16 protein-coding genes and 1 pseudogene are annotated in these 18,144 nt (G+C 70.1%); 13 read left to right on the plus strand and 4 right to left on the minus strand.

Translation table 11 applies throughout. From position 1 onward, the window contains the following. Positions 1-93: 93 nt before the first annotated feature. Entirely contained in the window at positions 94-900 is an 807-nt protein-coding gene (locus tag ACNI65_RS10550; protein WP_416762914.1) for a beta/gamma crystallin-related protein, read from the minus strand. A gap of 101 nt (positions 901-1,001) precedes the next feature. Then, on the minus strand, positions 1,002-2,099 hold the full coding sequence (locus ACNI65_RS10555; RefSeq protein WP_416762915.1) for a response regulator: 1,098 nt from the start codon (positions 2,097-2,099) through the stop codon (positions 1,002-1,004). Positions 2,100-2,310: 211 nt separating this feature from the next. Here ACNI65_RS10555 and ACNI65_RS10560 point away from each other — a divergent pair, with 211 nt between their 5' ends. The 8 genes and pseudogenes from ACNI65_RS10560 to ACNI65_RS10595 all read left to right on the plus strand — a co-directional run bounded on the left by ACNI65_RS10560 (position 2,311) and on the right by ACNI65_RS10595 (position 9,841). After that, the gene (locus ACNI65_RS10560; RefSeq protein WP_416762916.1) at positions 2,311-3,201 is read left to right on the plus strand and encodes an STAS domain-containing protein; all 891 of its coding nucleotides are present in this window, start codon (positions 2,311-2,313) and stop codon (positions 3,199-3,201) included. After that, a pseudogene (locus ACNI65_RS10565) lies at positions 3,198-3,554 on the plus strand (STAS domain-containing protein); the annotation flags it as partial. The gene ACNI65_RS10560 and the pseudogene ACNI65_RS10565, both read left to right, overlap by 4 nt. 97 nt (positions 3,555-3,651) lie before the next feature. Then, positions 3,652-4,059 (plus strand): anti-sigma regulatory factor, encoded by a 408-nt coding sequence (locus ACNI65_RS10570; RefSeq protein ID WP_416762917.1) that lies wholly within the window; start codon positions 3,652-3,654, stop codon positions 4,057-4,059. 2 nt (positions 4,060-4,061) lie between these two features. Continuing rightward, positions 4,062-5,141, plus strand: coding sequence for a SpoIIE family protein phosphatase (locus tag ACNI65_RS10575; RefSeq protein WP_416762918.1), 1,080 nt, complete (start codon positions 4,062-4,064; stop codon positions 5,139-5,141). 30 nt (positions 5,142-5,171) lie between these two features. Further along, positions 5,172-6,098 (plus strand): sensor histidine kinase, encoded by a 927-nt coding sequence (locus tag ACNI65_RS10580; RefSeq protein WP_416762920.1) that lies wholly within the window; start codon positions 5,172-5,174, stop codon positions 6,096-6,098. After that, on the plus strand, positions 6,095-8,113 hold the full coding sequence (locus tag ACNI65_RS10585) for a response regulator (protein WP_416762921.1): 2,019 nt from the start codon (positions 6,095-6,097) through the stop codon (positions 8,111-8,113). Before ACNI65_RS10580 ends, ACNI65_RS10585 begins: the two co-directional genes overlap by 4 nt. Before the next feature lie 92 nt (positions 8,114-8,205). Then, positions 8,206-8,697, plus strand: coding sequence for a hypothetical protein (locus tag ACNI65_RS10590; protein WP_416762922.1), 492 nt, complete (start codon positions 8,206-8,208; stop codon positions 8,695-8,697). Between the two features lie 4 nt (positions 8,698-8,701). Beyond that, positions 8,702-9,841: a hypothetical protein gene (locus ACNI65_RS10595; RefSeq protein WP_416762923.1), complete on the plus strand. Its 1,140-nt coding sequence runs from the start codon at positions 8,702-8,704 to the stop codon at positions 9,839-9,841. Positions 9,842-9,875: 34 nt separating this feature from the next. Here the strand turns inward: ACNI65_RS10595 and ACNI65_RS10600 are convergent, their stop codons facing one another. Then, positions 9,876-12,023: a TonB-dependent receptor family protein gene (locus ACNI65_RS10600; protein ID WP_416762924.1), complete on the minus strand. Its 2,148-nt coding sequence runs from the start codon at positions 12,021-12,023 to the stop codon at positions 9,876-9,878. A 264-nt stretch (positions 12,024-12,287) separates the two neighbouring features. Here ACNI65_RS10600 and ACNI65_RS10605 point away from each other — a divergent pair, with 264 nt between their 5' ends. From ACNI65_RS10605 to ACNI65_RS10620, 4 genes are all read left to right on the plus strand, one after another. After that, the gene (locus ACNI65_RS10605; protein WP_416762925.1) at positions 12,288-13,709 is read left to right on the plus strand and encodes a hypothetical protein; all 1,422 of its coding nucleotides are present in this window, start codon (positions 12,288-12,290) and stop codon (positions 13,707-13,709) included. A 68-nt stretch (positions 13,710-13,777) separates the two neighbouring features. After that, positions 13,778-15,172: a PQQ-dependent sugar dehydrogenase gene (locus ACNI65_RS10610; protein ID WP_416762926.1), complete on the plus strand. Its 1,395-nt coding sequence runs from the start codon at positions 13,778-13,780 to the stop codon at positions 15,170-15,172. A gap of 153 nt (positions 15,173-15,325) precedes the next feature. Further along, a complete protein-coding gene (locus ACNI65_RS10615) occupies positions 15,326-15,676 on the plus strand; it encodes a helix-turn-helix transcriptional regulator (protein WP_416762927.1) in 351 nt (116 codons plus the stop codon). Beyond that, positions 15,673-17,136 carry a type II toxin-antitoxin system HipA family toxin gene (locus ACNI65_RS10620; RefSeq protein ID WP_416762929.1) on the plus strand — a complete coding sequence of 488 codons (1,464 nt, stop codon included), beginning with the start codon at positions 15,673-15,675 and terminating at the stop codon, positions 17,134-17,136. Before ACNI65_RS10615 ends, ACNI65_RS10620 begins: the two co-directional genes overlap by 4 nt. 8 nt (positions 17,137-17,144) lie before the next feature. Here the strand turns inward: ACNI65_RS10620 and ACNI65_RS10625 are convergent, their stop codons facing one another. Continuing rightward, on the minus strand, positions 17,145-17,708 hold the full coding sequence (locus ACNI65_RS10625; RefSeq protein WP_416762931.1) for a hemerythrin domain-containing protein: 564 nt from the start codon (positions 17,706-17,708) through the stop codon (positions 17,145-17,147). Positions 17,709-17,881: 173 nt separating this feature from the next. Here ACNI65_RS10625 and ACNI65_RS10630 point away from each other — a divergent pair, with 173 nt between their 5' ends. After that, the gene (locus ACNI65_RS10630) at positions 17,882-18,094 is read left to right on the plus strand and encodes a hypothetical protein (RefSeq protein ID WP_416762932.1); all 213 of its coding nucleotides are present in this window, start codon (positions 17,882-17,884) and stop codon (positions 18,092-18,094) included. Positions 18,095-18,144 lie beyond the last annotated feature (50 nt).

Genomic DNA, 18,144 nt, shown 5'->3' on the forward strand with positions numbered 1-18,144 from the left:
CGAGGCGGCCGGAGCGGAGGCGCATGCTAGCGCGCCCCTGCTCCGGCCTGCCCCAGATTCCTCTCTGGGTCGGTCGATCGTGGACCGTTGCCGTCACTCGCGCGGTTCGCCGCGCGCGTTGACGGTGACGGTCGCCCCCGGCGGTCGCCGGGTCTGCATGTAATGGTCTTGTCCCTTGAAGCGATAGGTCACGTCCCAGTACTGCGGGTTGCCGTTGTTGGGCGCGGCCCCGCAGCGCTGCACGTTGCGCACGTCGCGGTCGCGGTTGACATTGCTGCCCACGACCGCGCCGCCGATGGCGCCCGCGGCGGTGGTCACCGCCTGGCCGGAACCGCCGCCGAACTGGTGGCCCAGGATGCCGCCGAGCACGCCGCCGATCACGGCGCCGCCGACATTGGGCCGGTCGCGCACTTCCTTCTGCTCGATCCAGCAGCGCTGCTGCTCATCGCCCATCACGGCGCGCACCGAGACGACCTGCGCCTGATACAGGCCCTCCTCGCCACGGCGATAGAAGGTCGGCTGCGGCTCGGGACCATAACGGCCGTTGTCGACGTTGCTTCGCTCGTCGATGCGGCGCGCGGAACTGATCCGGTTGTCCAAGCCCATGGAGCGCAGCGACGGATAGCTGCCGGGCTGCAGCACGCGGCAACGGCCGGTGTAGCCGGGGTCCTCGCAGACCTCCCAGCGCTCGCCGCGGACCTCGATGGACGAGGCCCGGTCGTCGAAGCCGATCTCCCCGAGGAAGTTGACCTGCGCGCCCGCCCCCGCGGTGCGCCCGCGGAAGTTCTCGTTCTCGTAGAACGTGATGTCGGCCATCGCCTGCCCGGTCAGTGCCAGGGCAGCGGCAGCGACCGCGGCCTTCATCGTCGCCTTCGTCGTCAGAGGGAGGTTGCGCTTCATGACGGTCCCCATCGTGGTTGGTGTGATACCACCACTGTGGACCCGCGCGCACGCACGGTCTGTCGGGCCCCGCTGGCCGCGGCTGTAGGACATGGCCTCGCTCACCGCTCGGACTGCATCCGAGGCAGCAGGAGCTCGAACATCGTGCCCTGCCGCGCGCGCGACACGCCGATCAGCGAGCCGCCATGGGCGCGCGCCACGCGTTCGGGTTCCTGCAGGCCCGGGCCGACCTGCGCCGAGGACATGCCCGACACCGGCTCATCGCCGCCGAACAGGTGGATGGACGCCTCGGACTCCAGCACCGTGTCGAAGCTCACGCGCAGCATCAGCGAGCGATGCGCGCTGCCATCGACCTGGAAGCGGATCGCGCTGTCGCCAGCATGCGTGGCGGCCTGCATCAGCAGTTGGTCGATGGCCTGCGCCATCAGCTCGCTGTCGAAGTCACCGGTGGTGTCGCCCACGCGCTCGAAGACCGGCGGCGCCCACAGCACCGACTGGTTGCTCTCGATGTCCAGGCGCTGCGCGGCGAGCGCGGCCAGGTCGCCGCGTCTCGGCTGCACCTGCAGCAGCTCGCAGGGACGGCGCGCCAGGCTGCCCAGGTGGTCGACCTGACGGCCCAGCAAGGTGGCCGCAGCCTTCACCCGCTGGCCGGCCTTCTGCAGCGCGGGCGATTCGGTCTGGCGGATCAGCAGCTCGGCGTTGAGCATCATGACCGACAGCGGGCTGCGGATGTCGTGGCTGAGCGCGCTGAGCATCAGCGCGTTCACGCGCGCCAGGCGCTCCTGCTCGATGATGCGTTCCGCGAGCATCAGGCGCTGGCGATGCAGGTCGGCGAAGACGGCGACCTTGCTGCGCAGCACATGCGCGTCCACGGGCTTGTAGATGAAGTCGACGGCGCCGGCCTCGTAGCCCTTGAAGCTGCGCTGCGCCTCTTGCGAGCCGGCGGTCAGGAAGATGATCGGCACGTGACGCGTGCGCTCGGATCCCCGCATCAGCTCGGCCAGCGTGAAGCCGTCCATGCCCGGCATCTGCACGTCGAGCAGCGCCAGCATCACGTCGTGCACCAGCAGCAGTTCCAGCGCGGCGGGGCCGGAATCCGCCGTCAACACCTGCAGGCCCGAATCGGCCAGCAGCGCTTTCATGGCGAGCAGGTTTTGTGGCTTGTCGTCCACCACCAGCACGCTGATCTCTTCCGCCACGTCGTTCTCCCAATCGTTGATCTTCAATGTCAGACAGGCGCATGGGGCAACCAGCGTGCCCGCTCCACCCCGCGAGCGTCTAGGGACTTACCCTTCCCCGGTTTTCGCCCTCGAATGGGTGTGTCAAGGCGTCACGGAGCGGTAGGATCCGCCGCCCGGGCGATGCACGCCTTTCCCCAAGTCAGGCACATCCCGTGCCCACGAGGTCCCGATGAAACAGAACAGCGCCGCCGTCGAAGCCCTTCTTTCCCAGCACCGGGACCAGGTCCTGGCCGAATGGCAGGCCGAGTTGACCGCCGGCGGCGGCAACCGCGCCCTGGCCAGCGAGGTCCGCGAGACGGGTGAGGTCTTGACCGCCATCCTCGCGGGCGTGCGCGCCAGCGGCAATACAGAAAACTTCGAGGACACGCCCTGGACCCCGGTGCGCGACGTCCTGGAGCGACTCTCGGCCTCGCGCGCCGCGCAAGGCTCCGCCGCCGCGGACACCAGCCGCTTCGTGCTCGCGCTGAAGAAGCCGCTGTTCGCCGGCCTGCAGCGCAGCTTCAAGGACAACCCGGCCGCCATGGTCGAGGCGACGTGGGAGATCTCCACGCTGATCGACCACATGGCCCAGTTCACCGTCACCACCTACCAGCGCAGCCGCGAGGAGGTGATCTCGCGTCAGCAGATGGAGCTGCTGGAGCTGTCCACGCCGGTGGTCAAGCTCTGGGACGGCGTGCTGGCCGTGCCGATGATCGGCACGCTGGACAGCGGCCGCACGCAGCTGGTCATGGAGACCTTGCTGCAGCGCATCGTGGAGACCGGTTCGGGGCTGGCCATCATCGACATCACCGGCGTGCCCACCGTGGACACGCTGGTCGCGCAGCATCTGCTCAAGACGGTGACCGCGATCCGGCTCATGGGCGCGGACGCGATCATCAGCGGCATCCGCCCGCAGATCGCGCAGACCATCGTCCATCTCGGCATCGACCTGGAAGGCATCACCACCAAGGCCACGCTGGCCGACGCGCTGAAGCTGGCGATGAAACGCGCCGGCTTCGTCGTGACCCGCGCGAAGGGCGCGGACGCCTTCGGCACGGGCAGCGTGGGCGGCCTGGCATGACCACGCGCATCCCGATCCTGCGCATGGGCAGGACCCTGCTGGTGACCATCCAGGTCGACCTGCAGGACCAGACCGCGCTGGCCTTGCAGGACGATCTGGCCAACAAGATCCAGGAGACCGGCGCCACCGGCGTGCTGATCGACATCTCCGCGCTCGAGATCGTGGACTCCTTCATCGGCCGCATGCTGGCGGGCATCTCCAGCATCGCCAAGGTGCTGGGCGCGACCTCGGTGGTCGTGGGCATGCAGCCGGCCGTGGCGATCACGCTGGTGGAGCTGGGTCTGTCGCTGCACGGCGTGCGCACGGCGCTCAACGTCGAGCGCGGCATGACGCTGCTGCGCGAGGCCGATGAGCTGCTCGATGCCCAGTCGACCGGCGAAGGTCTCGATGATGACGACGACAGCGACGGCGCCTCGGACGGGCAAGGCATCCAGCTCGGGGAGCGTGGCCTTGTCCGCCGCTGAGTCCGCGGGGGCGCTGCCCATCCGCACGGAGGCGGACATCGTCCTGGCGCGCCAGGCCGTGCGCAAGCTGACGCAGGAGCTGAAGTTCTCGCTGGTGGACCAGACCAAGATGATCACGGCGGCCAGTGAGCTGTCGCGCAACACGCTGATCTACGGCGGCGGCGGCGACATGGAGTGGGCTGTCGTGCATGCGGGTCTGCGCACGGGCCTGCGGCTGGCGTTCGTCGACCAGGGGCCGGGCATTCCTGACATGGACCTGGCGATGAAGGACGGCTGGACCTCGGGCAACGGCATGGGCATGGGTCTGTCCGGGAGCAAGCGCCTGGTCAACGATTTCGAGATCGACTCCGGACCCGGCCGCGGCACGCGCGTGACGATCACGCGCTGGAAGTAGCCGTGCGCGCCTTCCGACGTTTCCCCATCGAGGACGGCAGCCAGGTGGGCGAGGCCCGCCGCGCCGCGCAGACGCTGGCGGCCGATCTGGGCCATGACGAGCAGTGCGCGGGCCGCGTCGCGCTGGCCGTGACCGAGCTCGGCACCAACCTGCAACGCCACGTCGGCCCAGGCCGCGAGGCGGCGCTGCTGATCGGGGTCGAGGGCGGACATGGTGGCCGCGTGGACGACCCCCCCGCCCTGCAGATCCTGTCGCTGGACCGCGGCGCCGGCATGGACGTCGAGCGCTGCCTGCGCGATGGCTACAGCTCGGCGGGCTCCGCGGGCACCGGGCTGGGCGCGATCCAGCGGATGTCCGACGGTTTCCATGTCTTCTCCGCGTCCGGCCGGGGCACGGTGATCTCGGCGCGCTTCGAGGCGCGCGCGGGTGGCGGCGGATCGTCGACCACCACGACGGCCGCGCGACGCGACCTGACCGCCGCCTTCCAGGTCGCCGGGCTCACGATCGCCGCGCCCGGCGAGTTCGTCAGCGGGGACGCCTGGACGCTGCGCCGCGCGGGCTCGCTCTGGACCCTGGGCATGGCCGATGGCCTGGGCCATGGCCCCGATGCCGCTGCCGCCGCTGATCGGTTCTGCGCCTTGCTCCAGGACGCGCCGGAGGCCGGCCTCGTATCACCAGCCAGCCTGCTGGACCGCCTGCATGAGCCGCTGCGCAGCACGCGCGGCTGCGCGGCCGCCATCGTCAGCCTGACCGAGGGCGAGACCGGCCTGCGATTCGGCGGCGCCGGCAACATCGCCGGCCGCTTGATCTCCGGCGTCACCGACCGCTCGCTGATGTCCCAGCACGGAACGCTCGGCCTGCAGGTGCGCAAGCTGCAGGACGTGGCCTACGATTGGCCGCCGCACGCCGTGCTGGTGCTGCACTCCGACGGCATCGTCAGCCGCTGGTCGCTGATGGAGGTGCCGGGACTGCTGCAGGCGGATGTCTCGCTGATCGCCGGATGGATCCTGCGCGACCACGTGCGCGGTCGTGACGACGCCACGGTGGTGGTCGTCCGTCGCGCCGACGCGCTGGCCGCATGAACGGAACCCGATGACGGAAACCTCGACACCATGACGCCGATCGAATCCCCCGGATCCACCGGATCCACCGATGCGGAGGCGCTGCGCGCCGCCCTGTCCGCCGCGCAGGCGCAGGTGTCCGCGCTGCAGGAGGAGCTCGACGAGACCAACCGCGGCGTGCTCGCGCTGTATGCCGAGCTCGACACGCAGGCGCAGCAGCTGCGTCAGGCCACCGAGCTCAAGAGCCGGTTCCTCGCGTACATGAGCCACGAGTTCCGCACGCCCATCGCCTCGATCCGCAGCCTCACGCGCCTGCTGCTGGACCGGGTGGACGGCCCGCTGACCGCGGAACAGGAAAAACAGGTCGACTTCATCCGGGTGACATCGGAAGAATTTGCCGACATGGTCAACGACCTGCTGGACCTGGCCAAGGTCGAGGCCGGACGCATCGACGTCTCGCCCGGCTGGTTCGAGCTGGTCGACCTCTTCGCCGCGCTGCGCGGCATGTTCAAGCCGGTGCTGGTCAACCCCGATGTCCAGCTGATCTTCGAGGCCCCGCAGGACGTCTCGCAGCTGTTCACCGATGACGCCAAGCTGTCGCAGATCCTGCGCAACTACATCTCCAACGCGCTGAAGTTCACCGCGCAGGGCGAGGTGCGCGTGAGCGCGGTGCGGTCCGTGGGCGCCGGCGGGCAGGACGAGGTCACCTTCGCCGTCGCCGACACCGGCATCGGCATCGCCGAGGAGTTCCACGACGCGATCTTCCAGGACTTCACGCAGATCGATTCGCCGATCCAGAAGCGCCTGCGCGGCACCGGGCTGGGCCTGTCGCTGAGCAAGCGCCTCGCCGAGCTGCTGGGCGGTCGCGTCGCGCTGGAAAGCGCGCCGGGTGTCGGCTCCACGTTCTCCGTGACGCTGCCGCTGCGCGCGCCGGAGCAGGCCAACGCCCAGGACGGGAAGGCCGGAGGCCCTGGATGATCGAGCCGCGCGCCATCGATCGGGCCGCTCATCCGCTGCTGGTCGTCAACGACGATCCGGTGGGTCGGTACACGACGGTGCGGCTGCTCAACGCTGCCGGGTTCCCGACGATCGAGGCTGCGACCGGGGCGGAGGCCCTGGCCGCCGTGGACCAGCGTCCGTCGGCCGTGGTGCTGGACATCCACCTGCCCGACATCGACGGTTTCGAGCTGTGCCGCCGCCTGCGCGCGCAGGCGAGCACCTTCCGCCTGCCGGTGATCCACCTGACCGCGGCCTACCTCACCGACGAGGACAAGGTGCGTGGCCTGGACGCCGGTGCCGATGCGTATCTGACGCACCCGGTGGAGCCGGCCGTGCTGGTCTCGACGATCCAGGCGCTGGTGCGCACCCGGACCGCCGAAGAGGCGATGCGCCGCAGCGAGGCGAAGTTCCGCGCGGTCTACGCGCAGGCGCCCGGCGGCATCTGCCTGCTGCGCGGCGGCGACGGCGCGCTGCTGGACGCCAATCCCGCGATGCTCGCGTTGCTCGGGCTTCGCGCGGACGAGGCGGATCTCGTCGTGGGCCGGCCCCTCACCGATTTCGTTGCCCCGGCTGATCAGGCCATGGCGCGCGCGTTCATCGATGCGCTGGGGCCGGACAAGCTGCGTGCGGAGTTCCCGCTGCGCGGCGTCGACGGCCGCGCCGTGCCCGTCGAATGGACCGCGTCATCGCCCATCGAGCCCGGCGTCTTCATGGCCATGGCGGTGGACATCTCGATGCGGCTGCTGATCGCGCAACAGCGCCAGGAGCTGCTGGACCGCGAGCGCGTCGCGCGCGGCGAGGCCGAGCACCTGTCTCGCATGAAGGACGACCTGATCGCGGTGCTGTCGCATGAACTGCGCACGCCGCTCAACGCGATCATGGGCTGGACCCATGTGCTCCAGCGGCACAGTCCGCCGGAGCTGCTGATCAAGGGCCTGGCGGCGATCGACCGCAATGTGTCGATCCAGGCGCGGATGATCGCCGACATCCTGGACATGTCGCGGCTCAACGTCGGCAAGCTGCCGATGAGCCGCGAGCGCGTGGAGATCGGCGCGGTGCTGCGCGCGGCCGTCTCGGCGCTGCAGCACACGCTCGACGACAGCGGCCATGCGCTCGCGCTGGACCTGCAGGACGAGCACGTCGTGTTGCTGGCCGATGGCGGCCGGCTGCAGCAGGTGGTCTGGAACCTGGTGGGCAACGCGGCGAAGTTCTCGCCGCGCGGCAGCACGATCACCTTGTCGCTGCGCGCGCGCGACGCGGGCGTGGTGGTCGAGGTGCGAGACGAGGGCCAGGGCATCGCCCCGGAGTTCCTGCCGCATGTCTTCGATCGCTTCACGCAGAGCGACGCCGCCGCCAGCCGCCAGCATGGCGGGCTGGGATTGGGGTTGTCGATCGTGAAGAGCCTCGTGGAGGCGCACGGCGGCCACATCGAGGCCCGCAGCGAGGGCCGCGGTCTCGGCGCCACGATCAGCTTCTGGCTGCCCGGGGAGCACGTCCGGCCCGGCACCTGGGCGCGGCCGGAGGAGGACACGGGTCCGGGCCACCTCGGAGCATCGAGTGCCATCAGCGGCTTCGCGCCGCTGGGCGATGCGGACACCGAATCGGTCTCGTTGTCCGGCCTGCGCGTGCTGGTGGTCGAAGACGATGTCGACGCCGCCGCGATGCTCAAGCTGATCCTGGGCGAGCGCGGCGCGCTGGTGACCGCGGTGCATGGCGCCGACGAGGCGCTCCTGGCTTTGGCCGGTCACGCCTTCGATCTGCTGATCAGCGACATCGGCATGCCCGGGCGCGACGGTTATGAATTGATGCGGGACATCCGTGCGCTGGAAGCGCCCGGCGAGCGCCTGCCCGCCATCGCGCTCACCGCGTTCTCCCGTGACGTGGATCGGCAGCAGGCGCTCCAGGCCGGGTTCGACGCGCACCTGTCCAAACCCTTGCGGCCGCCATTGCTGATGCGATTGATCGGGCAGTTCGCCGCGCCAACGCCGAACTGATCGATCCGCGAGGCCGTTGGGCCCGCCGTCAACCGGGCGAACGTGCGGGCGAACCCGATGCGCGAGTCATGCAACAGATGCGCATGACGCCCTTGCCATCGCCCCCCTCCTCCGCCTCCCTTCCCCCCACGCCACGCGGCGCGACACCGCCCGCGCTGCCTCCACCGCGACAGATCTGGCGCCAGACGCGCCGCCGGCTGAACCTGGCCGTGGAGGATCTCCGCCGCGCGGTGATCGAGCGCTGCGAGGACCACCCTGACCGCACGCGCGTGGTGGTCGCGCTCGACGAGGCGATCGTCGACCTGGAACAACTGATCGACGCGTTCGACGGCCCGCTCTTCGAGTTGCTCGATGCCGCCGATGCGGCCTCCGATCGCGATGTGCGCGAGGACGTGCTGCGACGCCTGGGCCAGTACGTCACCGAGGGCCGCCAGGAATTCGCGCGCGACGAGCTCGTCGAGCTGATGGACGACAACGGCTTCCTCGATCTCGAGTTGCGCTCGGGACTCGACGGCGCGCTGGCCGACCTGGCCCGCCGCATGGGCGTCCCGGCCGCCTCGGATACCCCTTCTGAAAGGAGATGACGACATGCCCCGCCTATCCAGCCTGCCCCGTGCGACCTCGTTCGAATCGATCGAGGTCGGCGCGTCGAAGTCACCGTCCACGCCGGGTTGCCTGACCGGCTTCAAGCGATTCCTTCATCGGCTGCTCGCTCGCGGCACCGCGAGGGCCACAGCCCAGACCCCTCGCCAACGGTTGGCGGAGAGCCTGGAAGATCTCGTCCGCAACGAGGGTGGGCCAGCGCTGGGCCTTCGGGCCCCTGACTCGCGCGTCCCGTTGAGCGTCCATCACCGCGTGCTCGGTCAGTTGCTCACCAACAACTGGGATGCTCCCCCGGGAAGCCATGCCGTCCAGATCGGCTGTGCGTTCCCGGAGAACCATCACATCGAACAGCGGCTGGAGAGCATCAGGAGCGGATGGCTGCCTCCGCTCTTCGAGACGCCCCGGGCCGTGAGCGTCGATTGGGATGCGCCGCTGCCGATCACCGAGCGCGAGAAGATGCTCTCTCTGAGCGTGGGCGCGCTGCAATGGCCGCTGTCCCTCCTGCGCCGCGTCGGCGAGCAGAACGCGGACCGGTCGCAGGGGCGGCCGGGCGTCCCCTCGGAGAACGCCGTCATGCGCTCGCTCGACGCGATCCGCCTCGTTCAGTCGCTGATGGTGGCGTATCCCAAGCTGACCCTGCGCCAATTGCTCGAGGAGTTCCCGTCGCGGCTCGCCGAATGGCAGGGCATCCCTCAGGATGTCGACATGCTGGTGGAGGACTGGAGCATGAGCGAGGCCCCCAAGTCCGCCAAGGTCGATCCCTGCCCGATGCGACCGACCGACGTCGATCTGAGCGACGTCGATCTGAGCGCGCTGTTGCGCAAGGCGGATCCCGCCAACCCGTTCCGTCGACGCGACTCGACGCTGGCGCACCTGCTCCGCGAGACCATCGCGTTGCGCAAGCGCTCGCGGGACGACGTCTCGCTGGACGAAGCCGCGGCGCTTCGGAACAAGCTGCGGCAGACTTTGGCCCATCGTTCCGACCAGGTGGAGCGCCTCCGCGCCAAGGACCTCACGGCCGAAAGGGAGCTCCGTCAGCAGTTGCAGACCCTGGCGCGAATGATCGTGCACATCGAGGAGCGCTACGACATCGCCCCCTGGCGGCCGTTCCCGAAGCGTCACTGATCGCGCGCCGCCGAGGCGCGGGCGATGGCGCGGGTCAGCGATCCCCGATGCCTGCGGCGCGCAACGACAGCCCGATCCAGAAGGACCGGCCTGGCGCCGGCTCGTAGAAGCGGCCATTGCCGTCGTTGACGATGACACTGCCGACGTAGCGGCGGTCGGCCAGGTTGTCGATGCGCGCGGTCAGCGTCGCCAGCGCCCCGCCCCACGCCCAGCCTCGCTGGGCACGCAGGTTCAGCACGCCGTATCCGGCCGCCCATTCGCTGTTGATGTCATTGACCGCGGTGCGGCGCATGCCGCGCCACTCGACGGCCACTTCGCCCTGGCGCGCAGCCGCGAACGGCCGCCAGGCCAGCTCGGCGTACGCGCTGCCGCCCTGCGTGCCGGCGATGCGATTGCCCGCCGCCACCGGCACGGTGGCCGCCGCGCACGGCGTGCCGGTGCAGGTCAGGAATCCGTCCAGGTATCGGGCGCGCAAGGTCCCGAGCGCCATCTGCGCCCGCCATCTCGGCGCGAATCGCCAGGCGCCAGCCAGCTCCACCCCCTGGCGACGGGTGCGGCCGACGTTCCGGAAGCTGGAGCGTCCGCCGCTGTTGCTCAGCACGCCGATCTCGTCGCGGGTCTCGATGCGGAACAGCGTGGCGTCGAGCTCGACCGCGCGTTCCGCCCGGGCGTCGTCGCCGTCAACGTCACCGCCGCCTCGCCACTTCGCGCCGACCTCCTGCTGCGTGCTGCGTTGCGGCCGCAGCGCCGCGTTGAAGCCGCCCTGCCCATCCGCGCGATAGGCCAGCTCGTTGAGGGTGGGCGACTCCACGCCCCGCCCGACCGCCGCATGCAGCAACAGCGACGGCGCGACGCGCCAGCCCAGGCCCGCCGCCGGCGTCGTGTAGCGATCGCGTCGCGCGCCCGAGTCATCGCCATTGGCCAGGAATCGATCGCGCGCGGACAGACTCACCCGTCCCGCGCGCAGTCCGGCGGTGGCGGTCAAGGTCTCGGTCACCGGCGCTTCCAGCTGCGCGTACGCCTCGCGCGTGGTGGCCGCGTTGTCCTCGTCGCGCCGCAACGCACCGGTCACCCCAAGCACCTGCGAGGCGCCGGTCCCGATGAAGTTCTCGTAACCCTGCCGGTCGTCGCGCTGCCGCTCGACGTTCACGCCGGTGACCAGGGTGGCCGCGCCCAGCCGCCAACGCACGCGCGCATCGGCCCCGTCGTAGCGCCGGCTGAAATCCACCACGCCGCCGCCGCTGCTGGGCGGCGTCTGCGCACCGACGGTGATCGACTGCCATTGCGCGACCGACCGGCGACCCGCATAGGCCGTCAAGGTCCCTTCCTGCACCGGCCCCGCGTCGTCGAATCGATGCGACCAGCGCGCGCCGAGCTGCGTCTGGCTCGCGTTCTTGCGGGTGTTGAACTGCGTGGCCTGCGATGTTGTCTGACCGGGGTCGGCCGCGAGCTGCGCGGCGGTCAAGCCGAGCGGATCCTGCGCGCGCTGGTCGATGTCGCTGAGCAGCACGACGACCTGATCGCTCGCTCCGGACCAGGCCAGCCGGCCGTTGACCAGCGTGCGGCGCGCGGCGCTGTGCGGGCGCGTGCCATCGGTCTCCATGTGAGAGGCGCTGAACTGCGCCTCGGCACCGCGGCCGGCACCGTCGCGCGGTCCGAAGGGCGCGCCCGCGCTGATGCGTGCCTGTCGCAGGCCGGCGCTGCCGGTGTCGAGGTCCAGTTGCGCGAAGCGCTCCCGCACCGGCGCGGTGACCAGGGCGATCACGCCGCCGGAGCTGTTGCCGTAGAGCGCGGTGAACGGGCCGCGCAGGACCTCGATGCGCTCGGCGGAAGCCAGGTCGAAGTGCGTCACCTGCCCCTGTCCATCGGGCATCGTGGCCGGAATGCCGTCGGTGTAGAGCCGCAGGCCGCGCACGCCGAAGGGCGCGCGGGCGCCGAAACCCCGCGAGGACAGCTGCAGGTCCTGCGCGTAGTTCTGGCGGTTGTTGGCCGTGAGGCCCGGCACGCGGTTGAGCGCCTCGGACAGGTTCACGCGCGGCCCGGCGGTGCGCAGCGTGGCGGCATCGATGACGGTGGCGGCGTACGGTGCGTCCTCCACTCGACGCTCGGCGACGCTGCCCGAGACCACCACGGTCGGGAGTGCCGAAGCGGTCGATGCCGCGGGTGGCGTCTCTTGCGCCAAGGCCGCGCCGCAAGGGACGCTCAGCGCGACGCTCGCCCACAAAGTTCTTCCTGGTGTCATGTCTTGCCGTGATGTCGAACCGCCGCAGCCAGGGCAAGCGTGATGCCGGGTGAAGCCGCAGGCGGAACCTGACGCGAGGAACTCCCGCGCGTTGTCAGCCGACAGATCCTCTCGCCCGCCGCTGCGATCTCTCCGGGATCGGCGGCCGGGCATCGGAGTCTGCCTCATATGCCCAGCCCCTTGTCGATGTTCCGAAGTCTCAGCATGGGCGCGCGCCGCGCGGATGCACCGTCGGTGGCGCCCTCGGCCCACGGCGGTTCACCGGCGGCCACCCGCTTCCTGGACAGGCTCGTGACCCGGGCGTCGTCCGCGTGCCGTCGCGCCAGCGTGCGCCTTCGCCCGCGATTCACCCAGTCCAAACCGGTGCAGTTCCGGGAGCTGCAGCTGCTCATGCACGATTGGGAGCTGCGCTCTCCGGAGAAGCGCCGGGCCAAGGCGGCAACGTTGTTGAAGACGATCGATCGTTACATCGCCTTCATGCGGGAGCACCCCGACCGACCGTTGGCCAATGAGCGTGTCCAGACCGTCGAGGACTGGCGGGAAGCGGTCGCGGAGCCACTGGGCCGAGCGTTCTCCTCGATCGCGTTGACCACCCAGACGCTACCGTTGCCGCCGCTGCGGCTGCCGCCGCGGCTGCTGCTGCCGACAAGGGGGCCCTCGCCCGTGGCGCAGCATGCCGCGCAGCAGGAGCCTGTCAACGCATCCGCACCGAGCGATCAACCCGCGTACACCTCGACCGACCGGGAGAGCCATGTCCGCGCGCTGATGGCGGCCGTTCGCGACATCCACCCGCCGGTGGAGCGAGGCGACTACGCCGTCGCGACCGCCAGCCAGCGCGTCGTCTATCGACTGTGGCCGATGTCCGACAGGGCCTCGGCGGCCGAGACCAGTGCCATGGCGCGCGCCATGGCGACCGCGTCGGCGATGCTGGAGTCCATCACCGCGCAGACCGGTCTGTCGCTGGGGCTGCCGCGTGCGACCTACGCGCAGCCGGTGAGCCGCAAGTTCGTGCCCGTGGTCGTCGCGGACGAGGTGAGCGGCCGGGCGCCGGTCAAGGCGGCGAGCGCGGACAAGCTCCTGAGCGCCCTCACCGGCGCGCGCGCCCGGCAACTCGCGACTGCGGAGGCCTTGACGCTCCAGCAGTTGCTGATCGGGCATTGGCTGATGGGCAGGCCGAATCCGACCTGGGCCGATCTCAAGCGCGACGAACAGGGTCAGTTGCGTGCGCGGGAGCTGTCGCCGCACACGGGCGCGTTGAGCGAGGTCTGGCGGGAGGCGGTGAACCACGGACCGTCCGAGCTGTTCATGACGCCGGACCGCAAGTCGCTCAGCGCGATGGCCTGCCAGCCGCTGGATCCCTCGCTGCGCGAGCAGCTGCTCAAGATCGATCTGCGCAAGCTCGAGGTCGCGATGGCCGGCATGACGCAGCGCCTGGATAAGGCATCGGACATCGCCCTGACGTCGCGACGCGCCGTCGCTGACCGGCTCGCGCCGTTGCGCGCGCTGCAGGAGGCGCTGTGGAACCCGGCCTCGGGGGACCTGCCGCTGGAGATGCTGATGGTGGATGCCGGCGACCGCCTGCGCCTGATCGACCGGCAGGCCTCGGCGCCTGAGGCCGGCCGCTGAGCAGCCTCGGGCATCCCGATTGCTGGACGCACGATGGCCGCCATCGCCGTGCGGTCCCGTCCACGGAGATGCCGATGAACAAGAAGACCTTCGCCCTTGCTTCGCTTGCGATGGCTGCTGCCACCGTCGCGATGGCTGTCCACGCGCTGGAAGCCCAACCCGCCACACCGCCCGGTTACGGCCCCAATCCGGTCCTGCCCGAGCCGCAGAAGGCTTTGCTGCCCACGATCAACGTCGCCAAGGCCGTCGGCTGGCCGGCGGGGGCGAAGCCGCAGCCCGCGGCCGGGCTGACGGTGACGCGCTTCGCCGACAAGCTCGATCACCCGCGCTGGCTGCACGTGCTGCCCAACGGCGACGTGCTCATCGCCGAGACCAACGCCCCGGTCCGCCCCGATGACGGCAAGGGCCCCAAGGCCTGGATCACCAAGCAGTTCCAGAAGAAGGCCGGCGCCACGCCCAAGAGCGCCAACCGGATCACGCTGCTGCGCGACACCAATGGCGACGGCGTCGCCGACCAGCGTTTCGTCTTCGCTCAGGGGCTGAACTCGCCCTTCGGCATGGCGCTCATCGGCGACGCCTTCTATGTCGCCAACACCGATGCCGTCGTGCGTTTCCCCTATGCCAACGGGCAGACGCGCCTGGCCGGCCAGCCGACCAAGGTCGCGGACCTGCCCGGCGGCACGATCAACCACCACTGGACCAAGAGCCTGATCGCCAATGCCGATGGCAGCAAGCTGTACGCCGGCATCGGCTCCAACAGCAACGTCGCCGAGAACGGCATCGAGAACGAGCAGCGTCGTGCCGCGATCCTGGAGATCGACCTGAAGACCGGCTCGACGCGTGTGTTCGCATCGGGGCTGCGCAATCCGGTGGGCCTGGCCTGGGAACCGACCAGCCAGGCGCTGTGGGTCGCGGTCAACGAGCGCGACGAACTCGGCGACGACCTCGTGCCCGACTACATCACCTCGGTCCAGGATGGCGGCTTCTATGGCTGGCCCTACAGCTGGTATGGGCAGCATGTGGACCAGCGCGTGCAGCCGCCTCGGCCCGAGCTCGTCGAGAAAGCCCTCGTGCCGGACTACGCGGTCGGCGCGCATACCGCGTCGCTCGGACTGGCCTCGGCGGATGGCAACAAGCTGACGCAGGGCTTCGCGCATGGGATGTTCATCGGCCAGCATGGATCGTGGAATCGCAAGGTGCCCGCGGGCTACAAGGTCGTGTTCGTGCCCTTCGTCGGCGCCAAGCCCAGCGGCATGCCGGTCGATGTGCTGACCGGCTTCCTGGACGCCCAGGGACGCGCGATGGGGCGTCCCGTCGGCGTGGCGGTCGACCGCCAGGGCGGGCTGCTGGTCGCAGACGACGTCGGCAACGTGATCTGGCGCGTGACGGCCACCGCGGGGGCGGGTCCGCAAGCGGCCTTCCCCGCCGCGGCCGGCGCAGCGAGCACGCCCGCCTCGCGCTGACCCGGGAACCCCGTCCGAGCGTCCCACGACACAAGGCCCTTGTGTTGGCACTAAATTGCCATCATGCAGATATATAGCAAGAAAATGCCATCTTTCGTTGACGGATGCATGGCAACGAAGTATCGTTAGAACCGAACTTCGCACTTTATTGCCATGTTGACCCTGCCCGCCATCGCCGAGCGCCTTCGGGACGCTGCCAAGCAACTCGGCCTGACCCAGGCCCGTCTGGCCGAGGCGGCCGGCGTGGCGCCTCGCACGCTGACCCATGTGCTCAGCGGCCAGGAGGATTTTCGGCTCTCCACGCTGATGGCCCTGTCGGACCGCCTTGGGCTGGAGTTGCTCCTCGTCCCCAAGGGCGCGGCGGTGGCCGTGGCGGCTGGCGAGGAACTGCGCCCGCCGGTGCGCTCCGTGGTCACGCAGGCACTCGATGCCCTCCATGACGCGCAGGATGTGCCGGTCACGCCGCTCGCGCGTGGTGGTCATGACGCGTCGGGCCGGCGATGAACGTCAAGGCGCTCGCCATCCACCTCGGCGTCACACGCCTGGGCGTGCTTTTCCAGTACGCCCTGCCTGGCGCCGCGGTCACGAACCGCTTCGTCGCCGACGAGGCAGTGATCGCGCAGGCGCTGGGCGCCGCGTCGATGGCGGCTTCGGCGGCCGGATCGGGCCTGCCGACCTTGTCCATGTCCCTGCGCGCCGCGACACCGCAGGCGCAGGCCGACCTGTGGCGTGACATCCGCTCAGCGAGCTTCAACGGCCGGCACTCGACGCGCAACGGCTGGCTGCTGCCGTCCTTCTTCCAGAACCTGTTGCCCGAGGGCGTCTTCCGCGACCATGTGGCGGCTCTGCGCGGCTGCGCGCCCGATGACCACTTCGAGATGCTCGCCGCCTGCGGCCGGGACCTGCCCGGCGATGTCAGCGCGCTGCCCGTCACACTCTCGCGCGACGAGCTCGCGCGCTACGTCACCCAGGGTCAGGACGCGCTGGAGATGTCGGTCACCGCGGATCCCTTGGACGCAGGCGTGTCCTTGTCGGGTGTTCAACCCAAGCTCGGCGTGATCCGCGACGGCGATCGTTTCGTCGGCCGGACCAAGGAGCAGGACACCCACCTGATCGCCAAACTCCCCGTCGTGGGCCAGCCGCTGTTGCCCGAGGTCGAGGACCTGTCGCTACGCCTGGCCCGGGCAGCAGGCGTTGACACCTGCGAAGCGACGCTCGAGCCCCTGGGCCGGTTGGGCATCGCCCACGGCTATGACCTCGGTGACGCGAGCTCGCGCACCCGTTTCCTCGCGGTCACGCGTTTCGATCGCACCGCACGAGGACGCGTCCACGTCGAGGACTTCGCTCAGATCCTGGGCCGCATGCCAGAGGACAAGTACGGCGGGGGCCCGGACGGGCGACCGGTGAGCTACCTCGACATCGCCGCTGTGCTGATGGCCGAGCCCAGCCTGGGCGAACCGGCCGTGCACGAGCTGCTGCGCCGCCTCGCCGTCAACGAGATGATCGGCAATGCCGACATGCATCTGAAGAACCTCGGCGTGCGCTATCTCGACGGCGTCACGCCGACCTTGTCGCCTGCCTACGACGTGGTCGCCTATGCGGTCTACCACCGCATCCGCGGCCATGCGCTGCTGACAGTGCCAGAGGCGCTCGCGCCCTCGCGCGGCGAACTGCGTGACGCGAGCCCGGCCGAGCGGCAGGCGCTCGGCCCGAAGTTGCTGCAGGTCTTCTGCGACAAGCTGAAGCTGCCGGTGAAGCCCGCCGAGCAGGCCGTGACGCGCTGCGTCAAGGCGGCTTGGGCGCATTGGCCCGAGATGATCGAGGCCTCGGCGCTCACCGCACAGCAGAAGCAGCGCCTGATGGCGCATTTCTCCTCGCATGGGCTGGTGGCTTCGGTGGCGCGCCGCGCGGAGCGCGCCAAAGGCCTCAAGGGCGCGGGCGCCGCTGCCGCCGATGCACGCTGATCAGGCGCTCACGCGTCCTGCTGCCGCTCGTATTCCGAGCTCTCCTGGCTGAGTTCGTCGCGCCATTGGCGGTCGAGCTCGTCGCGGCGGCGGCGCAATCCGCTGGACAGCCTGCGCCAATCCACCGATGACGCATGCGTGAGCCGCGGCAGGATCCCCTGCTCGACGTCCGTCGCATGGTGGCTCACGTAGCGCCCGAGCACGCCCACCAGCGGCGCGAACTGCGTGTCCTGCGCGCTCATGCGCCGCAGCTGCGACATCAGGATGCGCACGACGAGGTGCTCGATCTCCGCCTCGTTGATCAGCCGGCGCTCCACCGCGCCGATCTCGGGACACTGGCGCACGGCCGGATAGAAGAGTTCCTCTTCCAGCGTCGCGTGCACGGTCAGCAGCGCGCAGGTGCGACGCACCAGGCCCTCGCAGGACTCGTGGTCGCCTTGCTCCCAGAGCCGGTCGAACTGGTGGAACGCGTGCTGCGCCCGCTGGTGATCGTCGACCAACAGCGCGACGACCTCGTCGCGCGCCATCAGATCGGCGCGGAAGTCGCTGCTGGGCAGCACGTGGGATCTCATGCCGTCACTCCTTCCCGGAGACTGGTGGACATGCCGACTTCCGGCAATCCGGGTGCCGCCTGCCGCGAACGGGAGGTGCATCGTGCCCATCCCTTCTCACGCGACATCGAACGCTCGACCCGGGCGCGCCGCTTGCACTGGGGACATCGAGGGCTTTGCCCCCAAGGACCACCATGACACACCTTCGCCCGCCTCAGCACGCGCACACCGTGCCACCCAACCCGCCGCATCCCAACGAGGCGCCGATCGTGCCGCCCCCGCCGCATGGCCCCGGACCGCAGCCCGACCAGCTTCCGCCGGACATCATCGATCCGCCGATCCCGGGCGAGGACCCCGTCCCCGTGCACGAACCGCCGTACATGCCGCCCCCGGTCGCGATCCAGTGAGACGGCCCGGACGGGCCATCGCCTGTCACCGCTCGTTCGCCTCCCGCCCT

This window comes from Roseateles sp. So40a (assembly GCF_048081605.1).
Taxonomy (GTDB): Bacteria; Pseudomonadota; Gammaproteobacteria; order Burkholderiales; family Burkholderiaceae_C; genus Roseateles.